The organism is Anaerobacillus alkalilacustris (assembly GCF_001866005.1).
GTDB lineage: Bacteria > Bacillota > Bacilli > Bacillales > Anaerobacillaceae > Anaerobacillus > Anaerobacillus alkalilacustris.
In genome coordinates this window covers 212,472-228,252 of the sequence record NZ_MLQR01000004.1, presented here as the reverse complement: position 1 = coordinate 228,252, position 15,781 = coordinate 212,472, and the positions used below count along the sequence as shown (strand labels likewise).

The 15,781-nt window shown below is 33.8% G+C and carries 10 protein-coding genes and 5 tRNA genes; 2 read left to right on the top strand and 13 right to left on the bottom strand.

The features are described 5' to 3' along the window. Positions 1 to 6: 6 nt before the first annotated feature. From BKP37_RS05765 to BKP37_RS05755, 3 genes are read right to left on the bottom strand one after another with little or no spacing between them, the layout of a single operon-like run. Positions 7 to 2,418: a sugar phosphate nucleotidyltransferase gene (locus BKP37_RS05765; RefSeq protein ID WP_071308724.1), complete on the bottom strand. Its 2,412-nt coding sequence runs from the start codon at positions 2,416 to 2,418 to the stop codon at positions 7 to 9. A gap of 17 nt (positions 2,419 to 2,435) precedes the next feature. Next, positions 2,436 to 5,210, bottom strand: coding sequence for a 1,4-alpha-glucan branching protein domain-containing protein (locus BKP37_RS05760; RefSeq protein ID WP_071308723.1), 2,775 nt, complete (start codon positions 5,208 to 5,210; stop codon positions 2,436 to 2,438). A 12-nt stretch (positions 5,211 to 5,222) separates the two neighbouring features. Next, complete coding sequence (locus tag BKP37_RS05755; protein WP_071308722.1) at positions 5,223 to 5,882, bottom strand: DUF4912 domain-containing protein; 660 nt, start codon at positions 5,880 to 5,882, stop codon at positions 5,223 to 5,225. Positions 5,883 to 6,382: 500 nt separating this feature from the next. On the opposite strand from BKP37_RS05755, the gene BKP37_RS05750 reads away from it, so the two are divergent. Continuing rightward, positions 6,383 to 6,724: a hypothetical protein gene (locus tag BKP37_RS05750; RefSeq protein WP_071308721.1), complete on the top strand. Its 342-nt coding sequence runs from the start codon at positions 6,383 to 6,385 to the stop codon at positions 6,722 to 6,724. Between the two features lie 222 nt (positions 6,725 to 6,946). On the opposite strand, the gene BKP37_RS05745 is transcribed toward BKP37_RS05750, so the two are convergent. The 3 genes from BKP37_RS05745 to BKP37_RS05735 form a co-directional block, all read right to left on the bottom strand. After that, entirely contained in the window at positions 6,947 to 9,046 is a 2,100-nt protein-coding gene (locus BKP37_RS05745; RefSeq protein ID WP_071308720.1) for a peptidoglycan D,D-transpeptidase FtsI family protein, read from the bottom strand. A gap of 167 nt (positions 9,047 to 9,213) precedes the next feature. Beyond that, on the bottom strand, positions 9,214 to 10,509 hold the full coding sequence (locus BKP37_RS05740) for an MFS transporter (RefSeq protein ID WP_071308719.1): 1,296 nt from the start codon (positions 10,507 to 10,509) through the stop codon (positions 9,214 to 9,216). A 538-nt stretch (positions 10,510 to 11,047) separates the two neighbouring features. Beyond that, entirely contained in the window at positions 11,048 to 11,659 is a 612-nt protein-coding gene (locus BKP37_RS05735) for a superoxide dismutase (RefSeq protein WP_071308718.1), read from the bottom strand. A 285-nt stretch (positions 11,660 to 11,944) separates the two neighbouring features. On the opposite strand from BKP37_RS05735, the gene uppP reads away from it, so the two are divergent. Further along, positions 11,945 to 12,772, top strand: a complete 828-nt coding sequence (gene uppP / locus BKP37_RS05730; protein ID WP_071308717.1) for an undecaprenyl-diphosphatase UppP — start codon at positions 11,945 to 11,947, stop codon at positions 12,770 to 12,772. Here the strand turns inward: uppP and BKP37_RS05725 are convergent. The 7 genes from BKP37_RS05725 to BKP37_RS05695 form a co-directional block, all read right to left on the bottom strand. Then, positions 12,762 to 13,073 carry an iron-sulfur cluster biosynthesis family protein gene (locus BKP37_RS05725; protein ID WP_071308716.1) on the bottom strand — a complete coding sequence of 104 codons (312 nt, stop codon included), beginning with the start codon at positions 13,071 to 13,073 and terminating at the stop codon, positions 12,762 to 12,764. The two genes, uppP and BKP37_RS05725, sit on opposite strands and share 11 nt — an antisense overlap. Before the next feature lie 170 nt (positions 13,074 to 13,243). Beyond that, positions 13,244 to 13,336, bottom strand: a tRNA-Ser gene (locus BKP37_RS05720). 9 nt (positions 13,337 to 13,345) lie between these two features. Continuing rightward, positions 13,346 to 13,422 (bottom strand) — tRNA-Ile (locus tag BKP37_RS05715). Between the two features lie 19 nt (positions 13,423 to 13,441). After that, a tRNA-His gene (locus BKP37_RS05710) sits at positions 13,442 to 13,517 on the bottom strand. Positions 13,518 to 13,533: 16 nt separating this feature from the next. After that, positions 13,534 to 13,610: transfer RNA gene (locus BKP37_RS05705), tRNA-Met, on the bottom strand. Positions 13,611 to 13,615: 5 nt separating this feature from the next. Beyond that, positions 13,616 to 13,690, bottom strand: a tRNA-Asn gene (locus BKP37_RS05700). A 286-nt stretch (positions 13,691 to 13,976) separates the two neighbouring features. Next, a complete protein-coding gene (locus tag BKP37_RS05695; RefSeq protein WP_245712450.1) occupies positions 13,977 to 15,605 on the bottom strand; it encodes a Na/Pi cotransporter family protein in 1,629 nt (542 codons plus the stop codon). Between the last annotated feature and the right edge of the window lie 176 nt (positions 15,606 to 15,781).

Genomic DNA, 15,781 nt, shown 5'->3' with positions numbered 1-15,781 from the left:
CACCCGCTAAAACTTTTGAAAATTTTGAATTTTTTTGACGTAATTTGACGAAAGTAGTTTAGCGTCTTTGATATCTTTTGCTTGTGAGTAAATCGTGAAAATTGGTTTTTCATTATCTGGTAAAATTAATGTCCATCCACCTTCAGGATGATATACTTTTATTCCATCTAACAATTCAATGTTTTTAGAACTATTTTCTTGCATTAACATTCGCATCACTAATCCTTTAGCTGTTTTGGGACAAGGAACAGATTCACGTGATAAAGAAACACATGGTAAATGCTTTGTTATTTCAGATATTACTTTCCTTTTTAACACAATAATTTCTAGTACATGAATAAAAGCATATTGAGCATCAAATAAGAAATTAAATACTGTACCATCTTGTTTCATAATTGACCTTGGGTTAGCTTTTGTTCGAATAATTTCGCCCCCTAAGCGGTTAGCTAAACTCTCTATTTCGCTATTACCGTGAATTGGGATAGCCATTATTCCACCTTTATTTCGATAAAAATGAAGCATGACATATAGAGCTAATATTGTCTCTTCTTCTAAAATCGTCCCATCATCAGAAACTATTTTTAAATATTCACCCGTTTCTCCAATTAAGATCCCAATATCAGCCTTAACTTTTTTTACATATTTTGCAACTTCAACTACAGTTTTATTTTTCGGAGCTCTGTAAATTTCACAATTCAACTCTTTAAGTAATCTATCAATAAAATAAAAGTGTTTGCATTGGTCATAATCAATTACCACTTTTACTTTTGCTTTCCTTATTTGATTTACCCTTACAAAGCTTATCAACCTTTGAATATAGTTTTCCTCTGCGTTTTTCATTACTGTAGAGCTACCGATTCTATCGAAAGATGCTCTTCTGTAATCTTCTTGCCAAAAAGCATTCTCAATCTTTCTTTCTACGATCGCACTGATAGGATAACCATTATGATCATAAAATTCTAGCGAAATCTGCTTCTCATTATTACGGTTTTCAAATCGAAAGTATACACCACCAATTACCTCTCCTTTTTCCACAAGGTACCGAACAACAGGTCCAATCGTATTCCCTACGTCAACGGTATGAATTCCAGCAGATAAGACTCCTGTTTGGAAAGATGATTTAATGAGGTTGGTGATAGAATAGCTATCTGAGCCTAAGATTACTTTCCCGCCATGAGGTAATATTGCACCATATGCGGCAGCTAATCTTGCAATGAAATCTGGGGTTATTTCCACATTTGCCAAACCTGAGATCCCTCGGCCATTAAACAAAGACTTTGTTACTTTTTTACCCCAAATTAAGGATGTATGAACAATAGCTTCTTCTTCTATTCCTTTGTTAGGCCAAACCTTAACTTCTGGTTTTATTACTGAATTTGAGGCTAAAATACAATGTTCCCCAACAACAGAAGCTTCAAAAAGCGAAACTGAATACTCTAATTTAGTTCCTTTGCAAATTGTTGTCCCTCTTAATTCACTACTATCACCTACATATATATCGTTCCATAGTATCGAGTGCTTTAAAGAACAATTTGTCGATAATATGGAATCACCTCCAATAATTGTATTGCAATCTACTTTAGCACCGGTTCGAATAACAGTTCCATCACCTATTGAAAGTGGACCCTTTAGATGCACGCCCTCTTCGACAATTACATCTTTACCAACCCAAATACCCTTTTTTATTTCTTTTCCAGGTAGGCGTACATTGACCTTTTTATTCAACATGTCAAATTGCGTTTGCCTATATGAACCTAAATTTCCTACATCAGACCAATAACCTTCTGCTTTATATCCGTAAATTGCCTTTTTTTCTTTCATTAAAAACGGAAACAGATCATGGCTAAAATCGGTAGGAACACCCTCTTCTAGGTATTGTAATATTTCAGGCTCTAATACATAAATCCCAGTATTAACTGTGTCGGAAAAAACTTCATTCCATCTTGGCTTTTCTAGAAATCGGATAATTTCATCATTTTCATTTGTCATAACCACACCAAATTCTTGAGGGAAATCTACTGGTTTCATAAAAATTGTTGTCAACGCACCTTTTTCCTCATGAAACTTAATACCTTTGACAAGGTTAAAATCGGTAAGACCATCACCACTAATTACAATAAAGCGTTCATCCAGAAAAGCCTCAGCATTCTTAATGCTTCCAGCTGTTCCTAAAGGAGTTGTTTCATAGAAATAATGTAATTTCACTCCATGACGACGACCATCACCAAAATAATCTTTAATAACATCAGGTAAGTATTGAAGAGTCACTGCAATTTCAGTAATGCCATATTTTTTTAACAACTCAATAGAATATTCCATCACAGGTTTATGGACGAGCGGAACCATTGGTTTTGGAATATTACAAGTTAGTGGGCGAAGTCGTGTTCCTTTCCCACCAGCCATGATCACACCTTTCATGTATTGATTCCTCCAATTCACTCAATTTGTTTCAAACTAGTTTTGTAAATAGCTACAGTACTTTTGGCTAAACTATTCCAGTTATACTTTTTCACAGCAAGTTTCTTACCATTTTGAGCAATTTTCTGAGCAAGCTTTTCGTCTTCTATACAAGTTAATACTTGAGTCGTGAGGCTTTGAACATTATTGGGAAAAATTTTTAAACCATTTTCTCTGTGTGTTACAATTTCACTTAGTCCCCCTGTATCCGAAACAATTGTTGGTTTCCCAGCAACCATCCCTTCTAACGCTACTATTCCAAACGGTTCATAATAACTAGGAAAGATACATATATCACAACCGTTAAGAATGTCATTTCTTAATCGATCATCTATAAACCCTATAAAATATATAACTTTCTGTAGCCCTTTATTAATAACCTTAGTTTTATATTCTTCCAATAACGGTCCTTTTCCCGCAATAATAAATTTTACATTGGGATGTTTGGCTATAATAGCTGGGGCGGCATCTATAATTGTTTGAAAACCTTTTTCCTTAACTATTCTTCCTACTGAAAAAATAAATATATCATTCTCTGAACCATACTTTTGCTTCCATTTACTCCCCTCACCTGAAATCATCTTAATATCAACGCCATTTGGAATTATTTCAATTTTATTTTTAGGTAAATTAAATACTTTCACGACTTCTTCTTCCATATATTTACTACAAACAATTACTTTCTGTGCCTCATAGGTTAACTCCCATTCTTTATGGCTAATATCTTTCTGAAGTTGAGTATAAATGCCACCATTTCGACCATATTCGGTTGCATGAATAGTAGCTATCAGAGGTAGATTTAATTGATGTTTTAAACCTTTTGCTGCAACACATACTAACCAATCATGGGCATGGATGATATCAAACCGGATTCCTTTTGCCAATTCTAATACGTGCTCATAGAATGCAATATTTAAACTGCCAACCCAATGATAGAAATCCTCAGCTTTAGGTTGTAAACATTGAACACGGTGAACATGAATTTCATCCATAACTTCGTAATCTGGGTGGCCTTCGACTGCTGCAGTAACCACGTGAATTTCGCACCCTTGATTTACAAGAACCTTCGAAATGTCATATACGTGTCGTGATAATCCACCTACTAGCATTGGTGGAAATTCCCATACTAACATTAATACAGTCATTTTTTTATTTTTTTTATTTTGCCTTTTATTGATTACATATTCATCATGTTTTGAAATAAAGACATTTAAATTAATTTCTTTAATAAATGGGAATTCAGCCTCAAATTTTGTTAACAATTCGTGACTTACTTTTTCATTTATTAATAACGTTTTTAAATTTTCGTACCTAATTATATGTTCTTTTATTCGATTGTTAGCATAATCGGTAGCACTATCACTATCAATAATAAAAGACCAATCACTACTAGTTGCTAACATCCACTCTCGTACCATTTGTTTTAAACAACGGTCAAACTCAATGGACTTCCCCTTGTTTTCGGTTACATAATGAACTAAATCTTTTTCAATTTGATGTAAGTATCTATATACCCAACTATTCTTTTGGTTTAACCAAACTTCTCCATAACCTTTTCTTCCCCAAGTATTAAAAGATACATGAGCTGTTTCAATATCTTGGTAATGTCTATCTAAATATTCTTCAGGCGTAATTAAATTTTCATTTAAACAACTCTGATTTAAGACATAATTTAGCCAATCAGGGCCTTCAAACCACCAATGTCCCAGTAGTTCAGCATCAAAAGGAGTTACAATAATATGAGGTGGAAAAGACTGCCCTTCATGATTATGTAAATGCTTTTTGATTGATTTCGTAAAATGTATACTATGCTCTTTCGCTTTTTTCATTGCATTTATACGGTTATAAAATTCTTTAGTATCAGTTGAACCTGTAATGCGATAAAGTTTCACTCCAGTATCATAACGAAAACCTTCAGCATGCATAAAAGGTTTTATATAATCCCAATCACGATCATAAGCAATATCTCGATAAAACTCTCGGTAATCATTATCACCTGGGTAACCATCCACTGAGCTCCACACCTGATTCGATAGCATTGAGTTTCTTGGAAACAACATAACACCATGTGGAGAAAAGATGGGAGCACCCGTTTCTTTTGATGGTGCAGGATCTGCATATTTTAATGCATGTTCATCGACAAAAGTATATCGAATACCTTCTTCAAATAAAATTCGATCAATACCTGGGGTAAAGGCGCATTCTGGTAACCAAAAGCCTCTTGGTTTATGGTCAAAGTGTCTAACAAATGTTTGTATTCCATGCAAAATTTGAGCTCTAATTCCTTCTTTTGTTTGTAAATAAGGTAAAAAAGCATGTGTTGCTGAACTACATATACACACTATCTTTCCTTCTGAAGCATAATGCTTAAAGCCTTTTAATAGGTTTTGATCCCACTCTAAAAATGTTTGTTTTATTTTTAAGATTCTTTTTTTATAAAAGTTAATAAGTTGCAATTCCTCTTCTTTAATCTCTACTCTACTTTCTTCTTTTTGAAGAAGTTGATCGGTTCGCTCTATGTTAAGTAAAAATCTCCTTTGCATAAGTGGATCAGAAAGCATTTCCATTAAAGGAGTAGAAAAGGAGATTGTTAAAGCGTTCAATCTTTTTTGATCTGCTAAATTCCATAGTAAAGGAATGTACGTTTCAGTAATTGCCTCGAATAACCATCGTTCCTCTAGCCGGTGAGCTTCCCGGTGTCTAACATAGGGGAGGTGGGCATGAAGGACTATAGAAAAATAACCATTTACCATTTTACTAACTCCTTACTTTACTTTTTCATAATATGAATAACTACTAAAGCCTTCTAACCACTCAGGATTATCTCTTTTTCCTTCTTTCCAATTAGAGACTGCTTTTGTAAATAAACCAGTTTCAAACTGTGAGGATCTAGGTGTATCAACAGGATTCGACCTAAGTAACGAAAAAAAACTACTTTCTCTGGTAACTACTCCTACATCTACACAGTAGGTTCTATTTGGTAGTAAGTTATCAAAAAAACATTGATTGGATGCTTCATTAAAGGAAAAATCTTGATAGCGATGTGCATTATGGCCATTAAAGAAAATAGCGGTTATATCATAAATCCTTAATTTCTTTTCAAAACTACTCCATTCACCATTTAAGTGATGCTCAATCATTTTTTTCTTTCTTTTTGAAATATCCCAATAGCAAAACAAAGCACATGGGGACTGAACCATTAGCACACACTGATCAACATCACGACGATCTTCCAACTCTGAATTTTGACCATATTTAAATAAGTCTTTTTTTTCCCCATAATCATTTGAAAAAAATAACTTACAACCAATATGTTCTTTTTGATATTTATTCCACCCATTATTAATATTTCCAATAGATAAATTAACTTTATTATCTTTTATTGATAATTCGTCATCTATTACTTTTTCAATTTCAATAATCAAATTCTTCACCTCTATTTACTAAGCAGTTACTAACGATAATACAAGCTATATTTATATTCATCTAATGACGAAATTATCACATAGAATCAATAATCTATAATACAATATTACAGTCGATATAGGCTTGCAACAAGAAGTCTATTTTGTTGAAAAATGTCTGTCCTTTATTACATCACTACTAGACATCTATTATTTTTTTAAATTAGCTAAAAAAAACAAGTAAAAATGGTAGAAATAACATTTTTTTTGATAAATCGACAAATCGAGTTGGTGTTTCTTTTAATTATGTTTATACGTTTCCTCCATAAGTGACATTCTTTTTATTTTTACAAAGCAAAGAGTCGTAAATAATTCTTATTTTTTTACTTCTTTTCAGTTCTACGTTTGGACAAGCTTTAATAATAAAAACAAGCAATGGTCTAGATATTAAAGACTTGTTATTTTTGTCTATTATGTTATAAATGTATAGTTATACTATTAATATAAGGAGGTTTTTTACTATGGAATATACAATTATTTCAATGTTTTCTATATCAATCATTTTATTCTTAATTTCGTTTTTTAAAAAAGATAAAAATAAGGAAGTTGAAAAGCAAATAGAAAATTTCTCAATTACCTTAATGCAAGAAATATATCAATTAAAAAAGAAAATAAAAGTATTAGAAGAGGAAATCTTAATTGGACAAGATGATAATTATTTCACTAATGAAAGGACTTCAACCATTTACTACGATAGAGATAAAATTTTATCCCTTTACGAAAATGGTTATACTGATGAAGAAATAGAGCAAATAACTGGATTTAGGCCTGAGAAAATAAATGATATTCTTAATGAAGGATAACCTTTTGATATGATTTATCTGAATTTTTTTAGGGTGAAAGACCCCCACCTCTAAGCGTAGCGTAGGTGGGATTTTCCAATGTATCAGCTTGCTGAAACGAGTTCACTTGAACATCTTGATCTAAATGTAATTTTTTTACCCCCCAACAAATATTATAGAGCCATTTTCCTTGTCAAAAAAAATAGCCAAAGAAAACATGACGGTCTTCTCTGGCTGTTTAATTTATTCACCATTATCAATATCATTTGAATGATTGTTATTTGAAGTCCTTGGTCCATTCCTTTCAGACTTTAATGAAAAATACACATCTAAAATACTGCCTGATATATTATTAGCTGGCCTTCCCATCCTTCCAGAGTTATCAATTCTCAAATCAGGAACAATTACTGCAAAAGCAACCTCTGGATTATCAAAAGGTGCATATCCAACAAATATTTGGTTATTACCTCTAATTGCATTTCCACTCCGATCACGAATAACATTGTTATTGGCATCACGGACAAAAAATAATTGGGAAGTCCCTGTTTTCCCAGCAACCTTGTAAGAATTATTACTAAGAGCTCTTGCAGTCCCACGCGAACCGTGAACAACAAGTCTAAAACCCTCTTGAACTCTTTTTATATAATCATCCTTCATATCTATTCGATTTAATACATTTGGCGCAAATTGTTTGACAACATTGCCTAGTTCACCTTCTATTGTACTCGGTTCTCGAATTTCTCTAACAAGACGAGGTGATATTCGATATCCACCATTAGCAATTGTTGCCGTATACTGAGCCATCTGTAGAGGAGTATACGTATCAAACTGGCCAATTGAAAAATACAGAAGGTTCCCAATCGTATTTGGAATACCACCATTAAAACCCGTAGCCTCTGACGGAAGGTCAATACCCGTTTTTACACCTAAACCGAACTGATTAAAGTTATAACGCATGGTTTCGTAACCAATTGGAATGTTACCTGACCAACGACCTTGTGCGTGATTATATGTTCCACCTAATGCCATCGCAATTTCAGCCATATAAACATTTGAAGAACGTTCAAGGGCGGTTAAATCATTTATTCTTCCCATAGCTGAAACTGAACTCATACGCTGTCCACCTATATTTATAGTTCGATCATTAAAAAACGTTCCTGGTTGTGCTACTCCTTCTTGAAAACCTGTTAAAACCGTTGCTCCCTTTACAGCTGAACCCATTTCGAAGGCATTATAAATATTCCCTATTTCATAAGAACTCAAATTATTGGTTTGACTATTTTCTCTAAAACCTGACATCGCTAAGACTTCACCGGTATAGGGCTCGATTAGGACCACATACGCTGCTGGTACTCCTAAGAAACCATTCATCGATTTCAAGCGTTGGATTTCATCATAAACTATTTTTTCTACGTGTTGTTGTAACTCCATATCTACGGTAAGAATTAAATCTTTTCCTCTTTGCCCCGGTGTTTCAATCGGTTGATCAATAAGTCTTCCTGAACCATCAAGGACGTGCTCTAAAACTTCTTTATCACCTCTTAATACATCTTCATATTGTTGTTCCAGTTGGCTTATACCGACTTGATCACTACGGTAATATCCTCTTGACAAATAAAAATCAATTGAATCTCTTGGAATGGATCCTACCCCACCAAAAAACTGTCTAAAACTACTACCATATACATAGTTTCGTTCTGAATCTCTTATGATATCGATACCTGGCATCTCAGATAAGTGCTCAAGAACTCTAGCAGCCTCTTCATATGTGACTTCTGTCACACGTTGTGGAGTATGGGCAAATCCCCTGTCAAACTCCCTTTTTATTGCAATAATCTCGATATCCTTTTCAGTTAATTCATTTAGATGCTCCTCTGTAATACGATCAAGTTGTAGCCTATATATATCCATGGCGTCATTTTCTAATTCACGCATTTCATCACGAGTTACTAAGTTATTCGCCTCTTCGCGATTCGTTATAATCCAATAGTCTTTCATGTCACGTTCAGTAACTTTATTCGTATCGACATCGATTAATTCATTTAATCTTTCAGCAACGCGCAATTTCTCTTCATTTGAAACATTGGCATTCGTATATGTGACCATTAAAACAAGTTTATTTTCAACAACTGTATGACCAAACCTATCATACATCACTCCTCTTGGAGCTTCATTTTTTGCTATCACATTAACCGTCCGCTCTAATTTCCGTTGATACTCTTCTCCTTGAACAATTTGTACAACCCCTAAACGTAAAATAAGAGCAGAAAATAGTAAAAACACGACGAAAAAAAGTATATTTAAACGGACGGGCATATGAGTTTTTTTCTTTCTTTTGCTCATTTATGCACTTCCTTTCTTTACCAATCCTTATTTAAAACCACACTTATTTATTATACTAAAAAACACACAAATAGACACCTAGTAATAGGTGCCTTATATTGTAATTTAAGATGGATGTATTCTTATCTAGTTTACTCATTCGATATTTCATTAAAAGGTATCATTTCTTATATAGGCGCACCATCGTTTTCTCCTTCACCTTGTTTCTTATTTCTTGGTAAGGAGTATTCTTCTCCCCCTTTATTGCTATTTTCAATGTTTACTTTTCTTATGAATAAGTAAATAACCATGTGGCCCGCTCCTAAAATTAAGAGCAATATCGGTATTCCTTTTTGTTCATCAAATAGTGTTACAGTTAACATGAACATTAATATTGAAAAGATTCGTCCACTATTTAAAAATAACTCTCTTACAACAATATATTCTACTCTCATTTCTGCCGCTTTCCAACCTCGACCAATTACATCATATGTGATTGATATATAGGGAACAAGCAAAATAGGATAAGACAACGAAATTGCTACACCATACATAATCAAACGTGTAAATGTTAAATCCCTAACAATTAAGAAGATAGCTAAAAATAAACCAACACCACCAATTAAAATAGCTTTTTTTCGAAAGTGCGGTTTTATAAAGCGTCCAACAATATAATAAGTTACAAAAGATACAGCTGAAGCAACTAACCCATACGTGCCGATAGCTAACTCACTATTTGTTGCAATATAAACCCATACAACTATGACAAATACAAAAGTACCTTCACGTAATCCTTGAAAGAAATGAGCATATAAAACATTCCTCCAATTCTTACTATTTTTTCGTTCCTTAAGAATTCGAATAAAATCAAATTTACCAGTTGCTGGACGCCTTTTAAGTAAAAAGCTCAAAATTACTGCACCAACAAATAGTGTTAAGGAAATACCAAAAATTACTTTATAACCAATTAACTTTTCCATTTTTGTAATAAGGAATCCTGCCAATATCGGACCAATCATTCCTGCAAATGATGTCACTAACCCTAAAAATCCATTAAAAAAATCACGTGTTTCAGGCTCAGTAATTTCAAATGTTAAAACATTAAAAGCTAACCAATAAAATCCAAAACCAATACCTAATAGCGCACCTAATAAAAGCAAATAGCTACTAGCCTTTTCTCCTAAAAACAAAACAGTGAAAAAGAAAACGGATAGGAAGGATACTCCTAACCGTAGTACAATTACTCTGTCAATTTTTTTCGCCCATCTACCTGCTAATATAAAGGTTAATGGTTGCATAACTACAGACGCTAAATTGTATAGAGCAATATGAGTAAACTCCCCAGATTGCTTCCACAAGTAAACGTTTACGAATGTATTCGATAAAGCAATACTTAATGCATATAATCCACCAATGATTAAAAGGAGGGTTAAATCACGATTAACTTCAACTTCACCGAGAAATTTTTTTAAAATCTGTTTCATTTCCGACTCCCCTTTACCACTTCATAGCTAGTTTGTCTAAAATTTTGACGCTTATACTTATTAAATGGTAAATGGAAGTTTTTGAGAGCGAGAAATTATCTTAACGCATCTCGCCTATAAAGTTGAACTTCAATCATTGGACTTACTACCCTTAAGACTAACAAAAGTATACATAACAAGAAAAGCGCAAGCGCCTTGGTCACGAGCGAAAGGCACTGGAAGGCCTTTGACAGAAGCCGCTCTTTGGCTTCCGAAAAGGACTGAAGTGACCGAGCTCGTAGGCGCTGAAGCTAGACAGTTTCCGAGTTAGAAACTTATAAATTCTGATACTACAAGAAAAGCGCAAGGCGCCCGCCTATCGGCGACAAACACTGGAAGACCTGCTCGTAGCGGTCGGGTTTTTGACCGAAAGAGAAGGTCTGAAGTGATCGAGCCGATGGCGCCTGGAGCTAGCCATTTTCCAAGTTAGAAATTTATAAATTCTGATACTGTTAAATAGGACTAGTTCAAATTTGAACTAGTCCTATCACAGTAATTATTATTTTGCAGCACTATAACGTTTTGAAACTTCATCCCAATTTACAACATTCCAAAATGCTGAAATATAATCAGGACGTTTGTTCTGATAATTTAAATAATAAGCATGCTCCCAAACATCAAGACCTAAAATAGGTGTTTTCCCTTCCATAATAGGCGTATCTTGATTTGGCGTACTTGTAACTGCTACTTTTCCATTGTCTACAATTAACCATGCCCATCCAGAACCAAAACGGGTAGTTGCAGCTTTAGCAAATTCTTCTTTAAAAGCATCAAAGCTTCCGAATGCAGCCGTTATTGCATCAGCAAGTTCTCCTGTAGGTTCACCACCACCATTTGGTGACATTACCTCCCAAAATAGACTGTGGTTAGCGTGACCGCCACCGTTATTTCTTACTGCAGTACGAATAGTCTCTGGTAAAGCATCTAAATCGCTTATTAATTCTTCTAAACTTTTATCAGCTAATTCAGCATGACCTTCTAGAGCATTGTTTAAGTTTGTTACATACGTGTTATGGTGTCTTCCATGATGAATTTTCATTGTCTCTTCATCAATATGAGGAGTTAGTGCATCAAAAGAATAAGGTAATTCAGGTAATGTAAATTTTGCCATTTAAATATCCTCCTTAATAATCCATTTATGAAGTTTTCTAAAACTTGAAAGTTTTAGTAATTCCTTTTCCAATTTCTACATTAGCAGAATTAATTGAGCGTTTCAAACAAAACAACTTAAACTTTCTAAACTTTTTTATTTACTATCGATAAAAAATACTTTTTTACCCTTTATATACAATACCCATCTATCAGTTTTTTCATTAATATATATTTTAAGCATTTTTTTCTATCTTCCATTTATACATATATAGACAGGCTAAATTAAGGTTATGAGGAGGATAAGATGAACTGGTTTGAAGCATTGCTTTTAGGAATTGTTCAAGGACTATCAGAGTTTCTACCTATTTCTAGCTCAGCACATTTAGTAATCGTTCAACATTTATTAGGAATTAACGTAGAGGGGAATCAACTAGAGTTCGAAGTGTTATTGCATTTTGCTTCTTTATTAGCAGTTACTATTTATTTTCGGAAAGAAATAAAAGAAGTTATGATTGGATTTATTTCTTATTTATTTTTAAACAAAAAAGAAAACCGAGTGCATTACCGCTTCGGTTGGCTTATTATAATAGCTACTTTTGTGACCGCTGTACTTGGAAAGTTATTTGAAGATCTATTAGGAAAAAACATTACTAATACTGCGACTATAGGTGTTTCATTAATTATTACAGGTCTTTTCTTATTTTTAATTGAGCATGGTATTAGACCTGGAAAACGTTCAATAAGGGAAATGACATGGAAGGACGGGTTAATTGTAGGAATTGGGCAAGCACTTGCAATTTTACCCGGCATCTCAAGGGCTGGTAGTACATTAGTAACGGCATTATGGTGTGGATTAAATAAGGAGACAGCAGTACGTTATTCATTCCTACTATCGATACCACTTATTTTAGGTATTTCAGTCTTTGAGGTACCGAAAATGTCACGAGTTTATTTTGAAACATACCTATTAGAGACAACAATTGCTTTCCTAGGTAGCTTCCTATTTGCACTAATAGGTATAAAATGGTTGATCGCTATGGTTAACCGTACAAAACTATCGTTTTTTGCCCTTTACTGTATTATTCTAGGCCTTTTCGTTTGGTTTTACATCCAAGATGTTTCTATTGTTTAACTTGTAGGTGGTGAGTAAAAATCTGATTTTTGCTCACTAGCTTTAATTTAAGATCTTGGTAAACTATTTCCAATAATTCATCAAAGAAAACTGTATGTTTCGAATACATAAAAAGAGGAATACTGTTCGTTTCTATCTTTTGTAAATTTTCTTCACCAATTCCAGATAAAACGTGTAAGACCGGAACCCCATTTACCGCACATCCACATCCATCTGTATCATAAAATAATATTAATTTATCGTCTTGCTTTAAGTATTTACGTAAAAATTTTTGAGCACTTGATGAAAATGTTACGTACAAGTCATTCCCTCCCTTTCTTAAAAGACATTTTTATTTTAGAGTTTCTTACCTTCGACTTCTAAATTAAAATTTTGCGGTGAAACGCTTCTGTCCCATAATAGTGGAAAGTAAAAAAAACGACCTATCTGCTCAATCCTATGATGAACAAATAAATCGTTGATTATGTATTCTGGCGGAGGAAGAGGGATTCGAACCCCCGCGCGGTTTAACCCGCCTGTCGGTTTTCAAGACCGATCCCTTCAGCCGAACTTGGGTATTCCTCCAATTTCATATGGTGGACCCTGTAGGACTCGAACCTACGACCAACCGGTTATGAGCCGGTAGCTCTAACCAACTGAGCTAAGGGTCCAATTTATATCAATATTAAATGGGGCGATTGATGGGAATCGAACCCACGAATGCCGGAGCCACAATCCGGTGCGTTAACCACTTCGCCACAACCGCCATGTGATTAAATGAATGGTAGCGGCGGAGGGAGTCGAACCCCCGACCTCACGGGTATGAACCGTACGCTCTAGCCAGCTGAGCCACGCCGCCATATATGGCTCCACAGGTAGGACTCGAACCTACGACCGATCGGTTAACAGCCGATTGCTCTACCACTGAGCTACTGTGGAATAAAACCAAAGACAAGATTTATCATATCATAATGTCATATTATTTGTCAACAATATTTTTTAAAGCATTTTTTAAAATTCCTTTATCTAATTGCGACATGAATAAATATATCATATTATTTTTTCAAAAACAATATATTTCATTATTTTTTTTCTTAAAAATACAACTTATTATATTTTTACATTGACTAATTTATAATCAATTATATCTTAACTTAATTGTTCACTAAAGTAACCTAAAATTTAAGGGCTGACAAAAGAACTTCATCAGCCCATTAATAGATTTTTAGAACTCCTCTTCACCAATTACTGCTTCCGCAATGTTTACTGCGTGATCTCCAATTCTTTCTAAATTACTAACTAAATCAACAAACACAATCCCTGCTGAGCCAGTACATTTCCCTTCATTTATACGTAAAATATGATTTTTACGTAATTGTCTTTCCATTTTATCTATTTTTTCTTCTTTTAGAAGTACAGAGCGAGCTGCAACAATATCACTATCTTCTAATGCCTTAATTGCTTCTTTTAATGTTGAGATTGTTAAGGTAAACATCTCATCTAAATCATTTACTGCTTTCTCCGACAAAAATACTTTGTTTGTAATTTTATAATCAATTAACTCAACAATGTTTTCCATATGGTCACCGACACGTTCAATATCTCTTACTGTATCCATTAATGCAGAATGAAGCTCTGAATCTTTTGCAGATAGAGATTTAGCAGATATTAAAATAAGGTAATCGGTTATTTTACGATCTAGATTATTAATTGCATCTTCGAATTGTACTGTTAACTCAGCATGTTTCTTTTGATTCGTTTTTAAATATTGATTTGCTTCTAATAATCCTTGTTCTGCAAACTCAGACATACGTAATACTTCTTTTTTCGCTTGCCCAAGTGCAATTACTGGTGATTGTTGGATAAACAATGGATCCAAATGCTGTGCTTTATACTCAATCGCTGTATCTTTACCAGGAATTATTTTTGTTACAATTGTCGCTAAAACTGCTACAAATGGTAGTTGGACAAAAACATTGGCAGTATTAAATATACCGTGAGCAAAAGCAATTTGCATAGGTTTATTTAAGTCAAGTATTTCACTAATATAGGCAATAAAATGTGTATATGGTGTTAATATCAATAAAATGATAAACGTTCCAATTAAATTAAAAATAACATGCGTTAAAGCTGCTCGTCTTGCTGCAATAGAAGCCCCTAACGAAGCTAATACCGCTGTAATTGTCGTACCAATATTATCTCCGAACAATACAGGGAGAGCGGCCCATAAATCCATTGCCCCTTGATCATATAATGTCTGTAATAAACCAATTGAAGCAGACGAACTTTGTACAATAACCGTAAATACTGTACCAATAACTACTCCTAAAAACGGATTTTCACTCATACTTATTGTTAGATCCGTAAAAGCTTGTACAGTACGAAGTGGCTTCATCGCATCTCCCATTAAACTTAAGCCATAAAATAAAGCACCAAATCCAAATATAACTTGTCCATAATTTTGAGCTTTTTTATTTTTAATGAAGAAAATAAAAAATGTACCAATGGCTATAATGGGTAATGCATAAGCTTGTATTTTAAAACCGATGATAAAGGCCGTTACGGTAGTACCGATATTAGCACCCATGATAACTCCAATTGCTTGCTTTAATGTCATAAAGCCTGCATTTACAAGTCCAATCGTTAAAACTGTTGTTCCTGTACTTGTCTGCAAAGCAACAGTAACTACTAGACCTGCAATTACACCCATGACCGGGTTAGAAGTAAATTTATCAAGAATATCTCTAAGTCTATTTCCTGCTACTTTTTGAAGACCATCACCCATGAACTTAATTCCGAATAAAAATATTCCTAGTCCTCCAAGAAATAAAAATAGTATTTGTTGAATATCCAAAAAACTCGCCCCTTCAATTAATTTATCTTTTTCTTTATTTCGACAATCCTCTACAAGCATACTTGTTAATTGTTTATAAATTATTAATGCTTTGTAAAGATTTTGTAAAGATTTTTTAATGTGATATTAAAACAATTAATCTAACTGCTTTCTATAAACACTCCTTCTTTCATAAA